This is a genomic window from Pedobacter heparinus (assembly GCF_032678725.1).
GTDB classification, from domain to species: domain Bacteria; phylum Bacteroidota; class Bacteroidia; order Sphingobacteriales; family Sphingobacteriaceae; genus Pedobacter; species Pedobacter heparinus_A.
Genome location: NZ_JAVTSC010000018.1, coordinates 46,244 through 68,645 on the forward strand (window position 1 = coordinate 46,244; position 22,402 = coordinate 68,645).

At 43.5% G+C, this 22,402-nt stretch carries 18 protein-coding genes; 15 read left to right on the forward strand and 3 right to left on the reverse strand.

The genetic code is table 11. The annotated features are described in order from the left end of the window. Positions 1-60: 60 nt before the first annotated feature. Genes R2Q85_RS22245 through R2Q85_RS22260 form a run of 4 tightly spaced genes read left to right on the forward strand, consistent with a single transcriptional unit; the run spans position 61 to position 5,068 of the window. Entirely contained in the window at positions 61-531 is a 471-nt protein-coding gene (locus R2Q85_RS22245) for a hypothetical protein (RefSeq protein ID WP_316814008.1), read from the forward strand. Continuing rightward, a complete protein-coding gene (locus R2Q85_RS22250) occupies positions 528-2,204 on the forward strand; it encodes a glycoside hydrolase family 28 protein (protein ID WP_316814009.1) in 1,677 nt (558 codons plus the stop codon). Before R2Q85_RS22245 ends, R2Q85_RS22250 begins: the two co-directional genes overlap by 4 nt. A gap of 4 nt (positions 2,205-2,208) precedes the next feature. After that, positions 2,209-2,736 (forward strand): hypothetical protein, encoded by a 528-nt coding sequence (locus R2Q85_RS22255; RefSeq protein WP_316814010.1) that lies wholly within the window; start codon positions 2,209-2,211, stop codon positions 2,734-2,736. Further along, the gene (locus tag R2Q85_RS22260) at positions 2,702-5,068 is read left to right on the forward strand and encodes a hypothetical protein (protein WP_316814011.1); all 2,367 of its coding nucleotides are present in this window, start codon (positions 2,702-2,704) and stop codon (positions 5,066-5,068) included. Before R2Q85_RS22255 ends, R2Q85_RS22260 begins: the two co-directional genes overlap by 35 nt. Positions 5,069-5,072: 4 nt before the next feature. On the opposite strand, the gene R2Q85_RS22265 is transcribed toward R2Q85_RS22260, so the two are convergent. Both R2Q85_RS22265 and R2Q85_RS22270 read right to left on the reverse strand, forming a co-directional pair. Continuing rightward, complete coding sequence (locus R2Q85_RS22265) at positions 5,073-5,570, reverse strand: hypothetical protein (RefSeq protein ID WP_316814012.1); 498 nt, start codon at positions 5,568-5,570, stop codon at positions 5,073-5,075. 29 nt (positions 5,571-5,599) lie between these two features. After that, entirely contained in the window at positions 5,600-6,445 is an 846-nt protein-coding gene (locus tag R2Q85_RS22270) for a methylated-DNA--[protein]-cysteine S-methyltransferase (RefSeq protein WP_316814013.1), read from the reverse strand. A gap of 307 nt (positions 6,446-6,752) precedes the next feature. Here R2Q85_RS22270 and R2Q85_RS22275 point away from each other — a divergent pair, with 307 nt between their 5' ends. From R2Q85_RS22275 to R2Q85_RS22315, 9 genes are all read left to right on the forward strand, one after another. Further along, complete coding sequence (locus tag R2Q85_RS22275) at positions 6,753-8,063, forward strand: DUF4998 domain-containing protein (RefSeq protein WP_316814014.1); 1,311 nt, start codon at positions 6,753-6,755, stop codon at positions 8,061-8,063. Between the two features lie 235 nt (positions 8,064-8,298). After that, entirely contained in the window at positions 8,299-8,886 is a 588-nt protein-coding gene (locus R2Q85_RS22280) for an RNA polymerase sigma-70 factor (RefSeq protein WP_316814015.1), read from the forward strand. Positions 8,887-8,962: 76 nt separating this feature from the next. Then, positions 8,963-10,174, forward strand: coding sequence for a FecR family protein (locus R2Q85_RS22285; RefSeq protein ID WP_316814016.1), 1,212 nt, complete (start codon positions 8,963-8,965; stop codon positions 10,172-10,174). 188 nt (positions 10,175-10,362) lie between these two features. Beyond that, complete coding sequence (locus tag R2Q85_RS22290) at positions 10,363-13,734, forward strand: TonB-dependent receptor (protein ID WP_316814017.1); 3,372 nt, start codon at positions 10,363-10,365, stop codon at positions 13,732-13,734. A gap of 18 nt (positions 13,735-13,752) precedes the next feature. Continuing rightward, on the forward strand, positions 13,753-15,093 hold the full coding sequence (locus R2Q85_RS22295) for a RagB/SusD family nutrient uptake outer membrane protein (RefSeq protein WP_316814018.1): 1,341 nt from the start codon (positions 13,753-13,755) through the stop codon (positions 15,091-15,093). 81 nt (positions 15,094-15,174) lie between these two features. Next, a complete protein-coding gene (locus tag R2Q85_RS22300; RefSeq protein ID WP_316814019.1) occupies positions 15,175-17,766 on the forward strand; it encodes a zinc-dependent metalloprotease in 2,592 nt (863 codons plus the stop codon). A 110-nt stretch (positions 17,767-17,876) separates the two neighbouring features. Continuing rightward, positions 17,877-18,371 (forward strand): SRPBCC domain-containing protein, encoded by a 495-nt coding sequence (locus R2Q85_RS22305; RefSeq protein ID WP_316814020.1) that lies wholly within the window; start codon positions 17,877-17,879, stop codon positions 18,369-18,371. Between the two features lie 19 nt (positions 18,372-18,390). Next, positions 18,391-18,837, forward strand: a complete 447-nt coding sequence (locus R2Q85_RS22310) for an SRPBCC domain-containing protein (RefSeq protein ID WP_316814021.1) — start codon at positions 18,391-18,393, stop codon at positions 18,835-18,837. A gap of 481 nt (positions 18,838-19,318) precedes the next feature. Continuing rightward, positions 19,319-19,906: an HPP family protein gene (locus R2Q85_RS22315; protein ID WP_316814022.1), complete on the forward strand. Its 588-nt coding sequence runs from the start codon at positions 19,319-19,321 to the stop codon at positions 19,904-19,906. Here the strand turns inward: R2Q85_RS22315 and R2Q85_RS22320 are convergent. Beyond that, entirely contained in the window at positions 19,903-20,268 is a 366-nt protein-coding gene (locus tag R2Q85_RS22320; protein WP_316814023.1) for a response regulator, read from the reverse strand. The two genes, R2Q85_RS22315 and R2Q85_RS22320, sit on opposite strands and share 4 nt — an antisense overlap. 267 nt (positions 20,269-20,535) lie before the next feature. Here R2Q85_RS22320 and R2Q85_RS22325 point away from each other — a divergent pair, with 267 nt between their 5' ends. Further along, on the forward strand, positions 20,536-21,114 hold the full coding sequence (locus R2Q85_RS22325) for an RNA polymerase sigma-70 factor (protein ID WP_316814024.1): 579 nt from the start codon (positions 20,536-20,538) through the stop codon (positions 21,112-21,114). Positions 21,115-21,193: 79 nt separating this feature from the next. After that, complete coding sequence (locus R2Q85_RS22330; RefSeq protein ID WP_316814025.1) at positions 21,194-22,327, forward strand: FecR family protein; 1,134 nt, start codon at positions 21,194-21,196, stop codon at positions 22,325-22,327. Positions 22,328-22,402: the final 75 nt, after the last annotated feature.

Here is a 22,402-nt window from a genome sequence, read left to right on the forward strand (position 1 = left end):
TGAAAATAAAATTGATGTGTATGGTGGTCAGCTTCACCTGTTTCCTGTTAGATAATTAAGATGAATAAATTGTTGTTGATCGCATTTATGGCAGTAGCTGTTATCGGATGCAAAAAAGATAGTTCCCAGGTGGTAAAAATGAACAATACGCTGATGGGCAAATGGTCAGTGCTATCCAATAAAATAGTTTATTATGATCAGTCCGGCCAGAAAGAATACGAAGAAGTATTGGATAACACCAGCATTGCTGCCGAGATTACCTTTACGAAAGACCTTAAGGCCAGTTTGGTAAGCCGTAGTGGAGAAGTGTTGAATACGCGTTATAACCTGGTAGAGGAAAGCAATATCATTTACCTTGAACTCTTTGATGCAGCAATTTTTGACGCGAACGTATGGACTATTGCTGAAGCATCAGCAAAGGACATGACCTGGACCGGGAATTTCAGCAACATCAAATATGAAGACAAAGACACCGGAGAAATTATAGAAGCGCCAAAAGCGATACTTACCCTCAAATTTAATAAGCAATGACAATTCAGGAATCATCAGCTCAACTTTCACGCCGTGCCTGGCTGGGTAAAGTTTCCGTTCCGGCCTTAACCCTGGCCGCTGCAGGCATGATCAGTGCTAAAGTGCCCGAGAACGCAGCCAAATCAGCCATTTATGATGTCAGGGATTATGGCGCAAAGGGGGATGGAAAAACGCTGGATACTGCAGCTATACAGGCTGCAATAGATGCCTGTAATGCAGCCCAGGGAGGTACAGTATTAATTCCTGCAGGTGTATTTATGTCGGGTACGCTGCAGCTTAAATCCAACATAACATTTTATTTATCTGCGGGTGGCAAACTGCTGGGGAGCCCGAAGAGAGAAGATTATACAGCTGGCAAAGGCGTACCATCTGGTAACGGGAATATTGTTTTCCTGTATGCAGTAAACGCAGAAAGATTAAGTATTGAAGGCAAGGGCAGTATCGACGGGAACGGACTGGCATTTTACAACGGAAAAGGGGACAATACAGGCCCCGGACAAAAAGGCATTGATGGTAATTTCGACCGGCCACACCTGCTCATTTTTTACCAGTGTACCGAGCTTCGGTTGCACAATACCTTTTTACAGGCCAGCGCTTATCACTGTATCCGCTTGCTGCAATGTAAACAGGTGTACATAGATGGCATAAGGATCTATAACCGTGTCAATAAAAACAACGACGGTTTCCATTTCAGCAGCTGTCAGTACGTGCACATTACCAATTGTGATGTGCAATGTCAGGATGATGCCTGCGCTTTATTTGGCAGCAATAAATTTGTCACTGTTACCAACTGCAGTTTCAGTACCCGCTGGTCTATATTTCGTTTTGGCGGTGGCGAATCCCAGAACATTGCTGTTTCCAACTGTCTCATTTACGATACCTACGGCTGCCCGATAAAAATCAGTGCAGGCAGGGCCAGTATAGAGAATTTCAGCTTTTCCAACATTATCATGAAAAATGTAACCGGGCCCATCGGAATTGGCTTTAGTGGTACATCCAATAATAACCAGGGCAATAATCCACCCGCAGGCAAATCTTTTATCCGCAACATTTCATTTAATGGGATCAGGGCATCTGTGGTTGCAGTGCCTGTACCTCATCCCGATATCCATTTTGAACTCAATTTCAAGGAAGGGGAAAAAAACTCCTGTATTACCCTGAACGCCATGGACGATTGTTACCTTGAAAACATCAGCTTTACGGATGTACATGTAACCTATGCTGGTGGTGGTACATTAGCCCAGGCCGGTAAACACGATGTTCCAAAAATTGCTGCCGAATATTTTGGTGTCTGGGATACCGCACCGGGAGGCCCCCCGGCCTACGGTTTGTATGCCAGGAATGTAAAGGGTTTAACCCTGCAAAATGTAAGGTTCGAATTGGAGAACGACGACAGCCGGCCGGCTATTGTTTTTGAAAATGTGCAGGATGCGGCCATAAATGGCTTAAGTGTACAAGGCAGCACAAGTGCGCCCTCCTTGTTAAGAATTGTCAATTCAAAAGACCTGTTATTTACCGCTACCCGTGTTTTAACACCTTGCCAGGTATTGCTTAGCCTGGAAGGCCCTTCAAATGAAGGTGTTCAGATTGATGGCGGCGATCTGAGAAAAGCAATAAAACAGGTAGCTTATAGTGGAGGGGCCAATGAAAATTCACTGAAATTAAGAACATAAAAACATGAAACAAATCATGCTCCTGCTGATGCTGGTGCCGGTAATAGGTTTAAGCCAGATTAAAAAAAATCCGGCACCGGTACAAAAGAATCCCATAAAAAAACAGGTCTTGGATTCGGTACTTTTCAAAGGCGTAAACAAGATCCTGATAGAAAATGATAAATCTATCAATCAAAACCTGTACCTGCTGCAAACCGAGTTGGTAAAAAAGGGTTACCAGGTCAGCATCAGCCGAAAGCTGTTTAGGGTTTCCACTAAAGATTCTATTATTGAAGGCGGTAGGGCAGCCTATGTTTTTAATGGGCAGATCAATGCCAATAGTATTGAACTAAGCGGCAAATACAATTTTAAGGCAGCATCCTCCATATTGGGAGAAAGCAGTCATGTTTTTAAATACGATATCGCATATTCAGGTGCAGAAAAGGCCATTTCCAAAAAATTATTTGTACTTTTAATGGACATAGCAAATCATATAGATGGTAAAAAAACATATATAGATGAAACAAGAAAAAAACGCGGGGCTATCTTTTAGTCTGCTTGTTTTATTTGTAGTCTTATTGCTCAATACCGCAGTTAACGCTCAGACCAAGCCCCTTTATCAGATCAGGCAGGCCAAACAAATCATGGTTTTAATGGATGCCGTAAGAAAAAACAAGCCGGTTGAAAAACTATACCTGCAGCTGGATAAGTTCAATTACCTGGCCGGTGATACCCTTTGGTTTAAAGCTTATTTACTGGAAGGCCCTTACTTAATGCCCTCTACAAAAAGTGGGATATTTTATGTAGAACTGATCAGCCCTGATAACAGGCTGATAAAAAGGATGAAATTTCCTGCCCAATATAGTTTAGGCTTGGGCAACATCAGCCTGGATGAATCAGCGCTGCCAACCGGCAATTACCTGCTTCGTGCCTATACCACCTGGATGCTTAATTTTGGGGAGGCCGCCGCTTTTACCACAAATATTTATATCAGCAATGCCAAAATACCCCCGGTCTCGGCAAGTTTAAAACGGACAGCTAAAGCAGATGGACTACCCGCGGCTACTACAGGTACAGCCACAAGTTTAACTATAAATAATACTCCGGAAAAGGCTGAGCTTGAAATTGCCCTGACTGCCGAAGGAGCAGCCAGAGATGTGCAGGGGTATTACCTGGTTGGCCAGTCCAGGGGCGTAGTTTGCTATGCGGTTTCGGTTAGCTTAAAAGAAGGGAAACTGGTAAACAAAATAGAAAAGAGCTTATTCCCTACCGGCATAGCCCGTTTTACCCTGATCGATAAAAACCTGCAGCCTTTAAATGAGCGAATGATCTATATCGACCAGCAGGATCAGCTGAAGCTGGATATCAGCAGTACACAGACTACTTACAAAAGCCGGGACAGCATTGCCCTGCGTATCCGTGTTACCGATAAAAACAATGAACCTGTGCAGGGCAGTTTTTCGATGGCAGTAACCGACGATAACCAGGTTGTGCAGACTAAGCCTAAAAAGGGAAATCTGAATACCTATATGGTATTGGCTTCAGAACTGATCAATCAGGATAAGGACGCTGATGCATATACCAATGGCACAGTTGCCGCACAACAGCAGTTAGATAGCCTGGCACGTATTTACGGCTGGCTGGGTTATCACTGGAATGAAGCGTTAAACAGCAAAGAACCGAAGTATAAGGCCGAGCCGGAATTTATGATCACTGGGAGGGTAAGTTCTGCTTTCTCCGGGATGGGCGAAGCAAAGCTGAGCTTGTTTGTAAAAAAGCCACTGCTGTTTATGGATACTGTTGCCGGTCCAGACGGGCGCTTTGTTTTCAAAAACCTGCCCATTGCAGATACCGCAGTTTATAAAATCCAGGCCACCAATAAAAAGGGTAAAAATTTCTTTGCTAACCTGGAAGTAGATGAATGGGTGCCTCCGGTATTCAGCCCATTGACCGTAAATTATTCAACAACAGCTGTACTAAAAGACACGGCATTCCTGCAAAAAGTTGAAAAAGCCATCGCATTAAAACAACAACAGGATAAATCCAGTGGTACCCTGTTAAATGAAGTGAACATAGCAGCAAAAAAGCTGGTTAAGGGTTCGTACAACCTCAACGGTTCAGGTGAGGCCGACCAGGTATTGACAGAACAGGATCTGTTGAAAGAAGGCAAGAGGCCGCTATACGAGCTCTTAATGGCACGTATACCTGGTTTGTCGGTTGGCAGTTATGTATTTCCGCCATCTAAAAGGAGAAAGTTCGGGCTGATGCTGAAAAACCAGCTGGTCAAAGTGATCATGGATGGCATAGACCTGGACCAGACCTATGAATACTGGCAGCTAATGGCAGATACTGATGATTCCGCAGAGGGCCTTCAGGAGCGGTACCAGCATATCAAAACAGGCCTGGACAATTTTAAAGCCGAAGATGTAAAAGGGATAGAAGTGATGTACAATGCAAGTTATAACGTAAAATACAACAATAAATTTTTAAGTTCAGCCGAAACCTCGTTTAACGGAAGAAGTGGACTAACCGGGGTCGGAGGTTCTTCGGGCATAGATTACACCTACATAGAAATTACCACAAGGAGTGGCAAGGGGCCTGCGATGAAACAAACGCCCGGAACCTATTTGTACAAGCCACTTGCATTTTCACTGCCCCAAAAATTCTATAGCCCTAAATACCTCAACAAGGAGATCTCCGGAACCGATATCCGTTCTACGATTCATTGGGAACCCAATATCATTACCAATGAAAAAGGAGAAGCCACCATTTCCTTTTATGCCGCCGATCTGCCGGCCAGCTATACCATTGTGATAGAAGGGAGCGATATGAATGGCGGGATGGGGTCTGTCATCAAGCCAGCTTATATAAAAATAGCCCCTTAAAAGGCTATTTGCAATCTGTTTTGGTAAATACCAGGGTAGGACTAAATTTTAAGGCCGAGCGGTCCTTAAAAATCATTTTACCACCTTTTTCCATCACCTCGCCCGTACCTTCGTAAATGTTGCCATCGTCTTTTTTAACAAAAACCACTTCTCTTACCGACCGCATGCCTTCCGAATCAAAGGTATATTCGGCAATAATCGTATCACCTTTCATTTCGCCGGCAATTTTACCCTTGTTGCTGTCCTTTTCAAATAAATTATAATTCAACTCACCGGTCAGCTCTTCACCGTCTATGTTCAGCTTAAGCGATGCGGTATCCCTGTTTTTAATGTAAACATAACAATCGTTACTGTGCGCTTTAGGATGAGTTGCCGTAAATGTGGTGTCTACCGCTATAACTTTTGAAGCACTGTCGTTTGCCTGTTTATTTGTATTTTCATTGTTACAGGATGCCAGGACCGATAGGGCAGCCACGCTGATGACCATTGATGATAATTTCATAACCGTATTTTGTTAACACTTAGAACAAATTATTCTGCTGTTTTGTTTTTTGCTGCTTCCCAGCCAATCATTGCTGTTTTTCTGGTACTGCCCCAATGGTATTCCCCAATTTCCCCGGTTGATCTGATCACCCGGTGGCAGGGAATTAAAAAAGCCACAGGATTGTCTCCAACCGCTGTTCCAACTGCCCTGCTGGCTTTTGCATTGTTCATGCTGCCGGCAATGGCGCCATAGGTGGTCAGTTTTCCCATAGGTATTTTAATCAGGGTTTCCCAAACCTTAAGCTGAAAAGGCGTTCCTTTTAAATGCAGCTTGATCTCCGAAAGCCGGTGCCAGTCCTGCGTAAAAATATAGAGGGCGTTTTGCTGGATCATATCCAATAACTGCCGGTATGCTGCATTGGGGAAGTTCTTTTTCAGTTCTTCAACGGCCTGGGTTTCATCCTCAGCAAAGGCCATGTAACAGATGCCTTTAGTTGTTGAGGCTACAAGGAGTGATCCAAAAGGGCTTTCGGCAAAACTGTAATTGATCTGGAGCTGCGCCCCACCGTTTTTAAACTCACCCGGTGTCATGCCTTCAATATTGATGAAAAGATCATGCAGACGGCTGGTGCCGGATAAGCCTGTTTCATAAGCCGCATCAAACAAAGTAGCCTGTTTATCTTTTAAAATCCCCTTGGCATATTCCACACTCAAATACTGCAGAAACTTTTTAGGGCTTACCCCGGCCCAGTCCTTAAACATTCTTTGAAAATGAAAAGGACTCAGGTGTACTTGTTCAGCAATCGCTTCCAGGGAAGGCTGCGCTTTGAAATTCAGCTTTAAGTAATCAATAGCCGCTGCAATTCTGTTGTAATCAATTTTATTGTTTTCCATGATTTGAAATCTATTCAACAAAATTACCACCATAAAGAAAGGTATAAAACCCGAAACTTGCGCTCTTTGTCAAGAGACTCAACTATCTATTCCAAATTAAATATTTCATGCGCTCGCATTAATAGCTATAAAATGACAACTGAAATATGTTTTAAAAAAAGATTTTCAGAGCAGGGCCTTTTCGCTTTCCATACGTATTAATATAAATTCAGAATATTTTAAAACGCTTCATCAATGACCCGACTTCAATATTTAATCATCCGCTGTCCAGGCAGCATTGCAATTGTAATTTAACCAAATAACCTTTATGATGAAAACAATCTATTTAAAGTTAGTATTGCCAATAGCTGTAATTTGCTCACTTGGCACTGCCTGTAAGAAAAAAGCCAATCCGGCCAGTGAGGAGGAGGACAAGCCGGCAAAAGTAAGTAACCTAAACAGTTATACAGGTAAAACCAGGATAAAACTGAGCTGGACCTTGCCGGGAAATGCCGATATCCAGAAATGCCGTGTTTATTGGAACGGTGAAAAAGAATCTACAGAAATGGCTGTAACGCCTGGTAAAAACCAGATGGAGGTAGTAATAAGTAATTTAGAAGAAGGAACGTACGATTTTACAGTATATGCCTATAACAGCAAGGGAGATGTTTCTGATAAAATGCCCGTGAAAGGGAAGGTACTGGGAGAAACTTACGAAGAGGGCTTGAGCAACAGGGAAATTAAGAGCACTGTATTTAATGAAACTGAAGGCACTGTTGCCATTTCATGGAACAGTGCCGGAGTAAATGTAATTGGTACTGAAATAAAATACATAAATGCTGCAAGTGTGGCACAGGATTTAACTGTAGCTCCATTTGCAAGTACTACTACATTAACTAATTTTAAAAAAGCAGCGGTGTTTGAATACCGCACCTTGTATAGGCCCATAGGCGCAATAGATACCTTTTATACTGCTTACGAACCTGTTGAAGCCAATCCGGCGCAGCCCGGAGGCGGAACGGCAACAGACGCTCCGCTGGGGAGTGGATGGGTAGAGTATTCACCTTTACGTAAAATCCACCTTGATGATGCAGCTGGTTTGCAGATATTTAACTGGTCAGCTTCTAAGTCTGTTGGCAACCCGATCTGTGCCGACTATAATTATCAAAGTGCTACCGGAGATGAAACCTTCCGGATTTTAACTACACAGTCTAACCGGTCAGAAATCAGGATACACGATGATTATTCAACGGGGAGCCGACAGTTCCAGGGCTATCTTACGATTTATTCCCCTTTAAATGATGAATGCGTAATGCAGATATTTGGAAGCGCTGAAGGCGCCACCCAGATGATGATCAGAGGTTATACTGCTTCCGGCGGATCGCTAAGAGGACTTAGCCAAACCCTGGTGACCGATATTTACAATAAAGAGGTCCGGGTAAACGTGATCCATTTACAGGAAGATAAGGGTGCAAAGATTATCATTTACATTAACGGGGTGAAAAAAGCAGAACTGGTTGATAACGAAGCCGTAACCAATTATATGAAATACGGCAATTATGGGACAATGAAAACCGGACAGGCCGTTGTAAAATGGAGAAATGCAAAAGTATTCAGAAACGGTACAGCTCCGCTATAATATAAAAGATTCAGAAATCATCTGGTGTATGATGACAGATCGTATCTACAAAAAAGAAGCGGGAATGATCATACCGATACATTCCCGCTTAATCTAAATTAACGCTCTCAGATATATAGACGTTATATTAAACAGATTATTGTGTAGGGCTGAATTTTTTTCTAATTGTCAAATCCTACAGCCAACCCGGCGCTATTTATAAAATTCGTATCTTCGTGTGGGGGATTAACAATGTATGCTTGAGTATCACAAACTCAATGATAGCGAACTGACCGACCTGGTCAGAAAAAGTGATGAACTGGCATTTGCCGAAATTTACCAGCGCTACTGGACCCTCATGTATATGCATGCCCTTAAAATGCTGCAGAATGAAGAAGATGCCAGGGATGTGGTACAGGAACTTTTTACCACCTTATGGAGCCGCTGCCAGACCATTACTTCAAGCATCAACCTTTCCGGCTACCTGTATACCATTGTGAGAAATAAAGTGCTCGACCTGATCGCACAAAAAAAGATCAGGACCGGCCACCTGGAATCTTTAGCCTTGTATATGGAAGAGCACCACAATAAAACACTGGAAGACCTGGCAGAAAGAGAAATGATGCAGGCCCTTGACCATGAGATCAGCCAGCTGCCCGGTAAAATGAAAGTGATTTTCCAGATGCGTGTTAAAGAACATAAAACCTATAAAGAAATTGCCGAAGCGCTGGATATCTCAGATAAAACGGTAAAAAAGCAGGTCAACAATGCCATAAAGCTCATTAAACCCAAGTTAAATGGTTTTACAGGCTGGCCATTACTGTACTATTTTTTAAGCAGATAAAATTTATTTTATTTTTTTCTACTACTTCTGTTCTCCTCATTCGTTTATATAATAAACACCACAATACTAAGGGAATATGGAGCAGGATGTACATCAACTACTCGGCAAATACAAAGCGGGAACCGCCACGGAACAGGAAACTACCCTGGTAAACCGTTGGTATACTGCTGAAGCAGCCCGGCATAACATGCCGGAAGGCCCGGCCGAACCCTTGCAGGAAGAACAGCTGATCTGGAACCGCATAAAAGCAGCTATCCCGCTAAAAGCGGAACTGCCTGTATCCACCAGGCCAAAAAAACTGACTGATTTCAGGTGGCTGGCCATAGCCGCTTCCCTCATTTTAGTGTTTTCTGTAGGAATTTACGTTTATAAGAATACATACAGCCATGAAGCTTCAATGGCAAAACTAAGGGCACATGACATCAAGCCCGGTGGGAATAAAGCTACGCTCACCCTGGCAGATGGAACCCAGATTGCTTTGGATGATCAGGCCAATGGAGAGATCGCGAAACAAGCGGGTGCCAGCATCAGTAAAACTGCCCATGGTCAGCTCATTTACACGGTTAAAGGCAATCCTTCCGGCGAAATAACTCACAACACCATCAGCACACCCAGAGGCGGTCAATATCAGGTTAACCTTCCAGATGGGACCAAAGTCTGGTTAAATGCCCAGTCTTCTTTAACTTTTCCTACTGTTTTTACCGGTAACCGGAGATTGGTGAGACTTAAAGGAGAAGGCTATTTTGAAGTAGCTAAGCTGCAGATCAGTAAAGGGCCGGAAAGTAAAGATGGAAGAAAAAAAATGCCTTTTATGGTAGTGGCTGACAAGCAGACCGTATTTGTTTATGGTACACATTTTAATGTCAACAGCTATGCTGACGAAGGGAGCACGAAAACAACACTATTGGAAGGTAGTGTAGACGTATCAAGTGTTGTAGAGCGGCAACAGGCTTCGAAAGCTATATTTAAAATTGCAACACTCAAACCCGGCCAACAAGCGGAATTCAGTAACGGACGCCTCAAAGTTCAGCCAGCGGATGTAGAGGAAGCTGTCGCCTGGAAAAATGGCAAGTTCAGATTCAGCAACGAAAACATCGAAAGCCTGATGCGTAAAGTAGCGCGCTGGTACGATGTAGATATCGAATACAAAGGCAAAATATCAAAAGAAGGTTTCGGCGGACAGGTATCCCGCTCCCGCAATGTTTCCGAAATTTTAGAAGTTTTACAATTAACCCGATTGGTCCACTTTGAAATAGAAGGAAGGAGGATTATCGTTTCATCAGAATAAATAACCGGTAGTCCTTACAAAAAAAAGCCAGATTCCGACGGCCATCGGAACCTGACCAATGTTCGGTTTATCATTTAACTATTGCGTCTAAACAATTCATCAACAACAACCAAACTTATCAAATGTACAAAATTTACTTACTGATTTTATGCAGACTTAAGGGCTGCATGCCTAAACTTTTAAGGGTTATGAGATTAGCTGTCCTATTGCTTATTGCTGTGGTTTTCCAGGTTCAGGCCGGTACCTATGCACAAAGAGTAACCTTAAGTGAAAAAAACAGCAGTCTTAGCGGGGTGCTGGAAAAACTGGGTGCACAAAGCGGCTACGACTTTATTTACGGACATACCCTGCTTCAAAGTGCAAAACCCATCACCGTTGAACTTAAAAATGCCCAGTTCAGCGATGCCTTAAAAAAAGTATTTGAAGGGCAGGATCTTACCTATACCATCAGGAACAAAACCGTTGTGGTATACCAGAAAGAAACGTCCTTATTAAATCGCATCAGCGATTATTTTAAGGCCGTTAACATCAGCGGAAAAGTAACCGATGAAAAGGGTGCAGGCCTTCCCGGCGTTACGGTGCAGTTAAAAGGAACATCCACTATTGCTTATACCAATGCTGCGGGTAATTATTCCATTACGGTGCCCGATGAAAATGCTGAACTGGTATTTACCTTCATTGGTTTTGGCCCACAGGAAATTAAGGTGGGCAATAAAACCACCATTAATGTAACGCTGAAAGAAAGTACCAACCAGTTGGAAGAAACGGTGATTGTTGCTTATGGCAGTCAAAAGAAAGCACAGGTAACAGGTTCATTGGTAGCCGTTTCTGGCGAATCTATTAAAGATCTTCCATCTACCATAAACCTGGAGCAAGCCTTACAGGGCAGGGCTGCCGGTGTAATGGTGATGCAGGAAAGCGGACAGCCGGGCGGGGCCACGAGGGTAAGAATCAGGGGCACCTCTTCTTTGCTGGGATCTAACCAGCCCTTATATATTGTAGATGGTATTCCGGTTGTGGCAGAAGGCAACATTCCGGTAAATGGTAATGTGATCAACAATGACCTGATCAAACAGGGTTTAAGCAGTCCGCTCAACAACATCAACCCCTCCGATATAGAAAGCATGACTGTTCTTAAAGATGCTTCTGCTACAGCTATTTATGGTTCAAGGGCGGCCAATGGCGTTGTTATCATTACCACCAAAAAAGGCAGCATTAAAAAAGGGCCTACATATAGCTTTAACTCTAACGTAAGCCTACAACAGGCACAAACGCAAAATATATTGAATGCAGCGCAGTTCAGGGAACTTTGGACGGAAGCAGCCAATAATTCTACCTCAACTGCAGTACAGGTGCAGCAAATTAAAAATGGCACCTATTTCAGGGATGCAGATACAGATTGGGAGAAAGAAGTGAGCCCCAACAATCCGCTTTCAAGAAGCGTAAATGTTTCGGCCAGCGGTGCAACCGAGAAAGCCAATTACTACGCCAGTATAGGTACAACAAATCAGGATGGTACTTTTAATAATTCAGGTTTTAAACGCTATAACCTGATGACAAATCTTGATTTTGTGGCATCTCGTACAATTACGCTCGGTACTTCAATCAATTTATCATCATCAAGACAGGTATCACCAGATCCTTCGTTGCTATCAAGAATTTATACATTCAGGCCAGACATCCCTGTTTATAATGCAGACGGGACTTTCACTTTTTCTGACGCTTATGCCCAGGAAAACCCTGTAGCCTTATCAAAGGTCAGTAATATAAATACCACCAATCAACTTCTCGCGTCGGCTTATGGAGAGGCCACCATTGCCAGGGATTTTAAATTGCGTTCTGTACTTTCAATTAATTACAACAACGGGAATTTAAAAACATTTTATCCAAGCCAGACTGTAAAAGGCGGATGGGGCAGGGCCACCGGCGATGGGTCGGGCTTTGCTCAGCATGGAACCAACCAGTTGGTATCTCATCTATGGGAAAATACCCTTTCTTATAGCCATCTGTTTGGCAATGTGCATACGCTTGATGGGGTTCTGGGTGCTTCATGGCAGGGCGACGATACAGAATTTCTAACCGCCTCTGGAATGGGCTTTCCACAGGACGATATCCTGAACAATCTTTCCAGTGCCAGCAGCAATTTTATCATCCAGAGTAGTAAAACGCAAAGCGGTCTGGTTTCCTTTTTTGGCCGTTTAAACTACAGCTATAAAAGCAAATATATTTTAGGACTTTCTGCCCGTACAGATGGGTCTTCAAAATTTGCTGTCGAGAACAAATGGGCATTTTTCCCTACCGCTTCTGCTGCATGGAGGCTTTCTGAAGAAACCTTTTTAAAAGATGTTAAATTTATCGATGAATTAAAAATACGTGCCAGTACTGGATTAACCGGTCAGCAAAACTTTGGCCCATACCAGTGGAGAACGCTTTTCGAAGCCGATCAGTATGGTGGAAATCCTGCCGTTATACAAAGTCAATTGGGTAACAACAGGCTTAAGTGGGAGTTAACAACGCAAACCGATATTGGTGTTGATTTCAGCTTATTTAAAGGCCGCCTAAATGGTACAGTAGATTATTATGTGAAGAACACCAAAGACCTGTTGTACCAAATGGCCCTGCCCGGAAATGCAGGATTCCCTGTGGCCATCAGCAATTTGGGGCGAACACAGAACAAAGGGCTTGAACTGAGCCTGGATGGCGATATTTTGAAATCAACAGACTTCCGTTGGAACCTTGCTATAAATGTTGCGCGCAACCAGAACAAGCTGGTTTCCTTAAACAGTGATTTTCTGAACCCGACCACTGGTAACATTTCTCCACCTGGCTCTGGATATGAGCTGCGTATTGGTGAACCTCTTGGATTAATTTATGGAAGAATTTCTGAAGGGATCATTCAAAACCAGGCAGAGCTGGATGCCTTAAATGCTGGCGCTGCAGATGGGATCTATCAGTTTGCAGGTACAAGACCAGGCGATATTAAATTTAAAGACCTCAATGGCGATGGAAAGGTAACTTCCCTGGATCAAACGGTAATAGGTAATGCAATGCCCAAATTTTATGGTGGTTTTACCAATACCTTCCAGTATAAAGGCTTAAGTTTAACGGCCTTGTTTACCTATTCTGCAGGGAATGATTTGAGGTGGAGTACGCTGGCTACCAATGTCAATTACGGCAGCATAGTTGCCGGAGAAAATAAAATGGATATTGCGTTAAACCGCTGGACACCAGAAAAGCCATCCAACATACCGCGTGCGGTATACGGTGATCCCAATTCCAATAATTTTATCTCCAGTTTTTATGTATACGATGGCTCCTACCTCCGGTTAAAGAACATTAGTCTGAACTATATCATCCCTGAAAAAGTATTACAGCAAACAGGATTTTTAAAACAAGTAGAATTAAACTTTTCGGCTACCAATCTGCTCACTTTTACCAAATATCCAGGTGCTGATCCTGAAACAACAAACCTCTTTAACAATGATTTGAGTGCAGGCCTGGACAGCAGCCGTTTTCCTATAGCAAAGGTTTATACACTGGGATTGAGGGTAGGTTTTTAACATATAAAAGAGATTAAAATGAAAAAAATATTTACCATAGCTTTGCTCGCCATACTCTTTAGCAGCTGTAGCAAATTAACAGACGTACTGGACGTAACTCCTCCAAATAACCTGACACCAGATAATGTTGCCAATAACAAAGAAGGTGCGCGCAATCTTTTAAACGGGGCCTACGCCTTGTTGCACAACCAATATTATTACCTGCATACAGAAATTGTACCTGCTGCACTTGGTGGTACCATGACCAGGGTTACAGCGCCCGATATTCAATATCAGAACAATGCTTTGACCCCCGCAGTACCCAATTTGAATAACCTGTGGGTGGCGTTTTACAAGGTAATTAATCAAACCAATTGGGTTATTCAGCTTATTAACGGTTTGCCAGCAGGCGAACTCACTGAAACCGAAAAGGAGCAAATGATTGCCCAGGCCAGGGGCCTGAGGGCAACGGCTATGTTCGATGCATTACGGTATTTTGGTCAGTATTACAATGTGAACAGTCCGTATGGTATCATTGTAAGAAACGAAACAGTAGATTTTACTACAAGGCATATTAAAAGGAGTACAGTTGCGGAAAGCTATAGCCAAATTTTAAGTGATCTGGATTATGCGATCGATAAAGCGCCTGACTTTACCAAAGCCATTTATATTTCTAAAACTTCAGCAAAGGCCCTTAAAGCAAGAGTAAAGCTTTATAAAGGAGAATATGCCGATGCAGCTAAGTTGGCAGATGAGGTGATTGCCGATGGAAAGCGTAGCTTAAGCCCAACTTTTGCCGCGGTTTTCTCTACCGGTTTTAGTTCTACAGAAATGATCTTTATGAGGGCTACCGATGCCAATACATTTGTAGCTGATCGTAAAAAGTTTACTTATCCGAATGGCGCAATAAGCGTAAGTGCATGGCTTAAAACCTTTATGACCGGCGATCCGAGAGCAGCATTGTCTTTCAATGCCAGCACCAACAGGGTGTTAAAAGTGAACAATGAAACATTCTTTTCGCCGACGTATTTTATCAGGATGGCCGAAATGTACCTGATCAAGGCTGAAGGTTTGGCAAGAACTGATGCAACCTTAGCTGATGCCAAGCTCCCTTTACAAGCCGTACGTTCAAGGGCCTTTGGTACCCCGCAGCTTTCTTTGGCCACTACCAAAGCTGCATTGCTCGATGAGATCCATGCCGAGATCATCAAAGAGCTTTGCTTTGAAAATGGAAGCGACTGGTTCGCCCACGTCCGTTTTGACAAGATCAAAACCATCAAGCCCTCGGTAACCAATGTAAACCAGTACATTCTACCTATTCCTGAAACAGAGACCCTATCCAATAACTTATTCGGCCCTCAAAACCCAGGCTACGAATAATAAACATCAATTATAGGGAGTGCTGGACAGTGTAAACCGTACCTGTTCCAGACTCCCTTTTTACCAACCTAACACACAAAGATGAACAGAACCTTTTTACTGCTTTCCGCGCTGCTATGTTTTGCCCTTCAGGAAACAAAGGCCCAATCCCGCAAGAAGAAAACTGATACTGCAACAATAATCAAAGCCCCGGCAGATGCCATTAAATCTTTCCAGGCCTTTTTTAAGGATGGTGTAACCTCCGATACCGGGCTCTTTGTAAGCCATCGCGCACAAAACACTTATTTTTTTGAAATCCCCGACAGCCTGTTAAAAAGAGACATGTTGATGGTGGCCACCCGGATCTCTATGAGCAGCAGCGATTTCGAAAATATGGTCGCGGGCGAAAGGGCCCAGCCCGGAATGATGCTGCAATGGGACAAATCGCCCGATGGGCGGTTCATCTTTCTGCGCAAAGTAACCTCGCGCCTGGCCATCCGCTTTTCCGGTGCCGACAGCGCCTTCCGCAATGCAGTAAACCTGCAAACGCTCGATCCCATAATTATGTCCTTTCCGGTAAAGGCCAGGGGTAAGCAGGGCAAAAATGCCATTATCGATGTGCAGCAGTTGTTCCTGGCCGATGTAAAAGAGATTAGCCCCTTTGCACAAAACCCGATTCAAAAGTTAATGGGTGTGCCCGATAAAAAATATAAGGTAGAAACAGACCGCTCTTATATTGCTTCCGTACAAAGTTTTGAGAAAAATATTGAAGTGCGCAGCATGATCACCTTTACCAATGCCGAGGATGTATATACCATGCTCCTTAACCGTTCTATGGTATTGCTGCCCGAAAAACCCATGATGGGCAGGTATGCCGACGACAGGGTCGGCTATTTCATTAAATCTTTCAGCGATTTTAACGAAAGTGAGCCGGTTAAGGATAATGCTTTCATCAGCCGCTGGCGATTGGAACCTAAAGAAGAGGATAAAGCTAAAATGGCACAGGGCCAATTGGCAGAACCCAAAAACCCGATTGTATTTTACCTCGATTCATCTACTCCGGCAAAATGGAAGGAGTACATCCGCAAAGGCGTAGAAGACTGGAAACCGGCTTTTGAAGCTGCAGGTTTTAAAAATGCCATCATCGCCAAAGATGTACCGCTAAATGATCCCTTATTTAACGCCGAAGATATCCGTTATTCGGTGATCCGTTATACTGCTTCGGCCATACCGAATGCCAAAGGCCCTTCCGTGATCGATCCCCGTTCTGGAGAGATCCTGGAATCTGATGTGATCATTTACCACAACATCCTGCAATTGCTTACCCAATGGCGCTTTGCACAAACTGCCGCCAACGACCCTTTAGTACGCTCAGGTAAATTATCCGACGAAGCCATGGGCGAGGCCATCCGCTATGTGGCTGCGCATGAAGTGGGGCATGCACTTGGACTGAGACACAACATGGGCGCATCCTATGCCTTTCCGGTCGATTCTTTGCGCTCTGCCAGTTTTACCCAAAAATACGGCACCACACCTTCCATTATGGATTATGCCCGCAATAACTATGTGGCGCAGCCCGAAGATAAAGGTGTAAAACTAACCCCTCCCTTATTGGGCGTATACGACCAATACGCCATTAACTGGGGCTATAGGCCAATTGCCGAAGCACAAACTTCAAATGCAGAACTGAAAACACTGAACGGCTGGATCGCTAAACACCAGGATGACCCGCGCTATCGTTTTGCCGAAGGAGACCTGAATAGTGCTGATCCTTCTTCCCAAAGGGAAAGCCTTGGCGATGATGTGGTAAAAGCAAGCAGATACGGCGTAAAAAATATCCGTTACATCCTACAGCATATGAAGCAATGGATGACAACACCGGGTGCAAAATACGACGCGCTGGAAGACGCCTATCTGGCTGTGCTTAGGCAGTACGAAAGATACCTGGGGCATGTAGGAACTGCTGTCGGAGGCGTTTATCAAAATTATACCGTGCAGGGGCAAAAACAATTGCCTTACCAGTATACTTCAAAAAAAGAAAGCCAGGCCGCCGTGGCCTTTATGCTCGAACAATATCACAACTTGCCACTGCTGCTGGAAAGCCTGCCCAAAGACATGGTCATCTACGATAAAGCAGGCGGCGCCAAGCGGGAGGTGCCTGTAAGCAGTTATATCGAACGGTTGTTTAAAAAGAGTTTCCAGGTAGAGCTGCTGAACAATGGTAAGCTGGCTTTCTTGGCGGATAACGGGCTGCAACAAGGTGCTAAGGCTTACAATGCAACAGATCTGCTCAACAATATCCGCAACGATTTGTTCAGTGCAGAGCGGGCGGCACCAAATTATTACGACCAGCTGCTGCAGGCTACCTATCTGGACAGGCTGATGGGCATTTCCAGTTTGAACAAAACTGCTGCGGCCACAAAAGCCCTGGCCGAAAATGCATCGACCGTTACTGATACTGATGGTGCCAATTGTTTTGACCTGGATGATCTGATCCTGCCCTCTGCTAAGGATCTTTATTTCCAGTTCATGAGTATGGCGGTCAATGACAAGCAATTCAAAATTGAAAGCCTGGCGCTTGCTGAAATCAAAAACGTTAAGGCTATTGTAGAAAAAAGAATTCCTGCTGCAAAGGGAGAAGTTTCAGCTCATTATCAGTACCTCCTCAAAAGGATCCAGTTGTTTTTAAAATAAGCAAAAAAAGAAGCGGGAATGTCCAAATCAACCCATCATAATGTCCATTTTGCCCTATACGATGGTACTTCATTTGACTTTAAATTTGTAATAACTTAAAACAGTTAATTATGGAAAACCAAAGTTACACGGCTACCATCGTGGTGGACCAAAGCCCGGAGATCGCTTATGATGCCATTAAAAATTTCAGAAGCTGGTGGTCAGAAGAAATCGAAGGACCAACAGATCAGCTTAATGGCGTATTTGTTTACCATTACAAAGACGTTCATATCTGTAAAATGAAGCTCATTGAATCCCTTGCGGATAAAAAACTCGTTTACCAGGTATTGGATAACCAGTTCAGTTTTACCACGGACAAAAGCGAATGGATAGGAACAAAACTCATTTTTGAAATAGTTGCTGAAGGTGGAAAAACTAAAGTGAAATTTACTCATGAAGGCCTGGTACCGGAATATGAATGCTACAAAGTATGCAATGACGCCTGGGGAAATTACATCAAAAATAGTCTCTACAGTCTTATTACCACTGGTAAAGGTATGCCCAATCCCAAAGACAAGGATGGCTTTAATGCTGAACTTGCTGATAAATGGAAAATCAAGCATTAAAAATTAAAATAGATAAATTATGGCAACTACAAATTTTACAACTACCATTCTGGTAGATCAAACGCCAGAACAGGTTTTTGAAGCTGTAAATAAACCCCGTGACTGGTGGTCAGGAGAATTCGAAGGTAATACCACAGAACTTGGCGATGAATTCACATATCGTTACAAGGAGTTCCATTATTCAAAGCAAAAGGTTGTCGAACTCGTTCCTAATCAGCGAGTGGTTTGGCTGGTTACCGAAAGCCAGCTGAACTTCATTGAGGATAAGCAGGAGTGGACTGGCACAAAAATGATTTTTGAGATCAGTGAACAAGGGGATAAAACAAAGTTACAGTTTAGCCACATCGGCCTGCATCCTGAAGTAGAATGTTACAACGACTGTTCCAATGTTTGGGGAAAGCTTATCCAGAAAAGCCTTTACGAATTGATTACCACTGGGAAAGCGGAAAAACCAGTATTAGCATAATATATAAAATGCTTTGTCATCCGGAATTACAAGCAGCGATAAAAAAGAAGCGGGAATGATCATACCGATACATTCCCGCTCATCTAAATTAACGCTCTCAAATATATAGACGCCGTATTGGGTATAATATTGTGTAAGGTTGAAAATTTATTTCAAGTGTTTAATCAACTGTTCCCACCCTGCCCGAAAAGGTACCTAATATTCCGTTCTTGTATCTGGCCATATGTCCTGTTTTTTAAATGAATGATTGTTCAGCAAATTTACCGGGAAGTGCATATTTAAAAAAGGACATAGTAGGGCATAATAGGTAATAATTGGTAAGTGCACACATCAGCCCCACAAAAAACACAGCTTCTCCACAAAAAGAACCTGTTTTGTGGAGAAGCTGTGCAGCAGCTGTGCATCAGGTGTGGGGTTATTTAATAATGACTGGTAATTAAGTAGATATTGTATTACTTTTGCGGCGAATATTAAAAACGAGATGCCGCAAAGAATCATTAAAAAACAATACCGTAAAGCGCGGTATATATTGTACCGTGAAACTTTAATTGACGCCAAAGAACATGTGCTTACTTTTATTGGCTCCTTTGCAGGTATAGGTTTAATCGGATTGCTGAACAGTCAATACCTGGTAGCCAATGACAATTTATTCCTCATCGGCTCATTCGGCGCTTCTTCTGTATTGGTGTATGGGCTGATCAACAGCCCGCTTGCCCAGCCACGTAACCTGATCGGGGGGCATGTCATCTGCGCCATTATCGGGGTCAGCATTTTTAAGCTTTTTTCGGCTGAGCTTTGGCTGGCCTGTGCCCTGGCAGTTTCCCTCTCCATTGTAGCGATGCAGATCACCAAAACCCTGCATCCTCCGGGTGGGGCTACGGCACTCATTGCTGTAACCGGCGGCGCAAAGATCAAGGCTATGGGGTATATGTATGTTTTATCACCGGTACTGTCCGGTGTACTGATCCTCTTTATGGTGGCCCTGGTATTTAATAACCTGAGGCATCGTAAATATCCTTCAAAACCAATTCTTAAAAGAAAGCGGCCTTTAAGGCCAGCTGCAGGTTAGCTGCCTGGTTTTACGATGTGTTTTCTTAGTACATTGTACAAAAGATCCAGGTCAAAAGGCTTTTTGATGTAACCGTCAAATCCATTCAGGTCATATTCGTTGTGGATATTGTGGTTACAGCTCAAAGCCAGTACAGGTACCTGGGGGTATTTCTCCTTAATCTGCCGGCAAATTTTGATGCAGGCCTCTCCGGCCAATTTGTAGTCCAGCATAACCACATGTGGTCGTACCCGGTCCATAACCGTTAAAAAATCTTCATCACACTCGCGCAGCGGAAAAACTTCAAAGCCTTCCATCTCTAAAGCCTGGGTGAGCACATCAAGGATGGCGCTATCGGTATCCTGCACAACAATCGTTTCCATTTTTTTGATTTTATTTAAACCGGGCCTCCAGATGTTGGTATAAACATCACTTGAGGTAGGTTTTGTTTAAATGTAGTTAATAAAAATTAAACAACAGCAAGCGCGTTTCTGTTTTTCCATTAAATATTTGCTGCAAACGGACAGGTCAGGGAAATATGGGAAGTGCAGATGACAGGCTTAACATTACAATAATATATTATCACGCTTAAATTGAAAAAAAACTGCTATAATTGACGATCTGAATTTGTTTCAATTTTGGGTCTTTTAATGACGGATTATAGTAAACTGAGCGACGTTGAACTGGCGGCCTTGTTAAATGAGGGCGATACGCTTGCTTATACCGAGATTTATAACCGGTATAAAGGTGTGCTGTACATTCATGCCCATCACAGATTGAAAAATGCAGAAGAAGTGAACGACATCATCCATGAGCTTTTTGCGACCTTATGGGACCGGCGAAAAACACTGGTGTTTAAAACGAACCTTTCCAATTACCTGTATACTGCGGTAAGAAACCGGGTGATTGATTTTATTGCACATCAGAAGGTGGAGTCTGCCTATATTTCCGGCTTCCAGCAGTTTATTGATGGCCGGGAAGCGGCTACAGACCATCTGCTCAGGGAGAAGGAACTGAGCCGGCTGATTGAAGATGAAGTACAATCGCTGCCTGCAAAAATGCGGGAGGTTTTTGAGCTGAGCCGCAAACACCACCATTCGCACCGGGAAATTGCGTTTAAACTGACCTTGTCTGAAAAGACGGTTAAAAAACACGTCAATAATGCACTGAAGATCCTTAGGGTCAAGTTCGGAACGCTGTTGAGCCTGCTGCTGTTCCTGTTCAGTTAAAAAATATTTTTTTTATTTACGCCCTGGGCACTGCCTGCCCGTCTATACCTTGTTGCGCGGCTAAACAGCGCATTGGATTATGGAAAATAACAATGCTAGGGATTTATTAAAAAGATATGCTGAGGGAAAATGTAGTCCTGAGGAAGCTGCCTTAGTAGAAACTTATTATAACCAGTTTAAAACTGCTGAGCATGTAGATTTAACAGCTGAAGAACTGGAACAAAATTTAGCCATTGTTTGGGACAGGTTAGCACCGCAACCTGAAAAGCCCATCAGGTTATGGCAGGGCTTGGCTGCGGCTGTTGCCCTTGTCTTGCTTTCGGGCAGCATCTTTTTCTACCTGCAGCATCCGGCTGTTCCGGGATCATTACCTCATGGACAAGCTGGTTTAAATGATGTTGCCCCTGGTAGCGCTAAGGCTATACTTACCCTGGCTGACGGTACGCAGATTGCGCTTACAGATGCCGGCAAAGGCCTGATCGCAAAACAGGGTGCTGTGCAGATCAGTAAAGGGGCTGAAGGAGACCTGATCTATGGGGCAGGCGAGCATTCGGCTGCTGAACCGCTTTTTAACACCATTGAAACACCTAAAGGCGGGGAGTTTCAGGTCCGCTTGCCGGACGGCACGAAGGTTTGGCTCAATGCAGCCTCCAGTTTAAAGTATCCAACAGTATTCTCTGGTCATGAACGCAGTGTTGTACTTACAGGAGAAGCATATTTTGAGGTTAGCCCCGACAAAAGCAAACCATTTAAGGTGTTAACTGCCGGGCAGGAAGTTGCGGTTCTGGGTACGCATTTCAATATCAATGCTTACCGGGAAGGTGGCACCACCAGGACCACCTTGCTGGAAGGAAGTGTAAAGGTAAGGCAGCTTGACCATGCCAATGTACGCCTGTTAAAACCGGGACAGCTTGCCCTGCTACAGGGAAATTCACTGCAAGTGCGCAGTGCTGATGTGGAATCGGAACTGGCCTGGAAAAACGGGTATTTCATTTTTAACGAGGAGGGGATACAAGCCATTATGCAGAAAATTTCGAGGTGGTATGATATAGAAGTGGTATACAGCCCTGACCTATTGGATATGGAATTGAAGTTTGGTGGTATAGTTTCGCGGAACAAGCCCATATCTGTGGTGTTGAAAACAATGGAACGTACAGGGAAAGTGCATTTTAAACTGGAAAGAAACAGGGTAACTGTGTTGCCTGATAAATAACCAAATCATTAATTAATTACAGACAAATATAATATGGAAAACAGGAAAACTTAGGCTTGCAAGGGTTCTTTTCAA

What these genes read in the sequence shown, in the direction of transcription:
- R2Q85_RS22295 (WP_316814018.1), top strand. Translation starts at nt 13,753, where the DNA reads ATGAAAAAAATATTTACCATAGCTTTGCTCGCCATACTCTTTAGCAGC.
- R2Q85_RS22330 (WP_316814025.1), top strand. Translation starts at nt 21,194, where the DNA reads ATGGAAAATAACAATGCTAGGGATTTATTAAAAAGATATGCTGAGGGA.
- R2Q85_RS22310 (WP_316814021.1), top strand. Translation starts at nt 18,391, where the DNA reads ATGGCAACTACAAATTTTACAACTACCATTCTGGTAGATCAAACGCCA.
- R2Q85_RS22270 (WP_316814013.1), bottom strand. Translation starts at nt 6,445, where the DNA reads ATGGAAAACAATAAAATTGATTACAACAGAATTGCAGCGGCTATTGAT.
- R2Q85_RS22275 (WP_316814014.1), top strand. Translation starts at nt 6,753, where the DNA reads ATGATGAAAACAATCTATTTAAAGTTAGTATTGCCAATAGCTGTAATT.
- R2Q85_RS22250 (WP_316814009.1), top strand. Translation starts at nt 528, where the DNA reads ATGACAATTCAGGAATCATCAGCTCAACTTTCACGCCGTGCCTGGCTG.
- R2Q85_RS22300 (WP_316814019.1), top strand. Translation starts at nt 15,175, where the DNA reads ATGAACAGAACCTTTTTACTGCTTTCCGCGCTGCTATGTTTTGCCCTT.
- R2Q85_RS22255 (WP_316814010.1), top strand. Translation starts at nt 2,209, where the DNA reads ATGAAACAAATCATGCTCCTGCTGATGCTGGTGCCGGTAATAGGTTTA.
- R2Q85_RS22305 (WP_316814020.1), top strand. Translation starts at nt 17,877, where the DNA reads ATGGAAAACCAAAGTTACACGGCTACCATCGTGGTGGACCAAAGCCCG.
- R2Q85_RS22245 (WP_316814008.1), top strand. Translation starts at nt 61, where the DNA reads ATGAATAAATTGTTGTTGATCGCATTTATGGCAGTAGCTGTTATCGGA.
- R2Q85_RS22325 (WP_316814024.1), top strand. Translation starts at nt 20,536, where the DNA reads ATGACGGATTATAGTAAACTGAGCGACGTTGAACTGGCGGCCTTGTTA.
- R2Q85_RS22260 (WP_316814011.1), top strand. Translation starts at nt 2,702, where the DNA reads ATGAAACAAGAAAAAAACGCGGGGCTATCTTTTAGTCTGCTTGTTTTA.
- R2Q85_RS22285 (WP_316814016.1), top strand. Translation starts at nt 8,963, where the DNA reads ATGGAGCAGGATGTACATCAACTACTCGGCAAATACAAAGCGGGAACC.
- R2Q85_RS22320 (WP_316814023.1), bottom strand. Translation starts at nt 20,268, where the DNA reads ATGGAAACGATTGTTGTGCAGGATACCGATAGCGCCATCCTTGATGTG.
- R2Q85_RS22315 (WP_316814022.1), top strand. Translation starts at nt 19,319, where the DNA reads ATGCCGCAAAGAATCATTAAAAAACAATACCGTAAAGCGCGGTATATA.
- R2Q85_RS22290 (WP_316814017.1), top strand. Translation starts at nt 10,363, where the DNA reads ATGAGATTAGCTGTCCTATTGCTTATTGCTGTGGTTTTCCAGGTTCAG.
- R2Q85_RS22265 (WP_316814012.1), bottom strand. Translation starts at nt 5,570, where the DNA reads ATGAAATTATCATCAATGGTCATCAGCGTGGCTGCCCTATCGGTCCTG.
- R2Q85_RS22280 (WP_316814015.1), top strand. Translation starts at nt 8,299, where the DNA reads ATGCTTGAGTATCACAAACTCAATGATAGCGAACTGACCGACCTGGTC.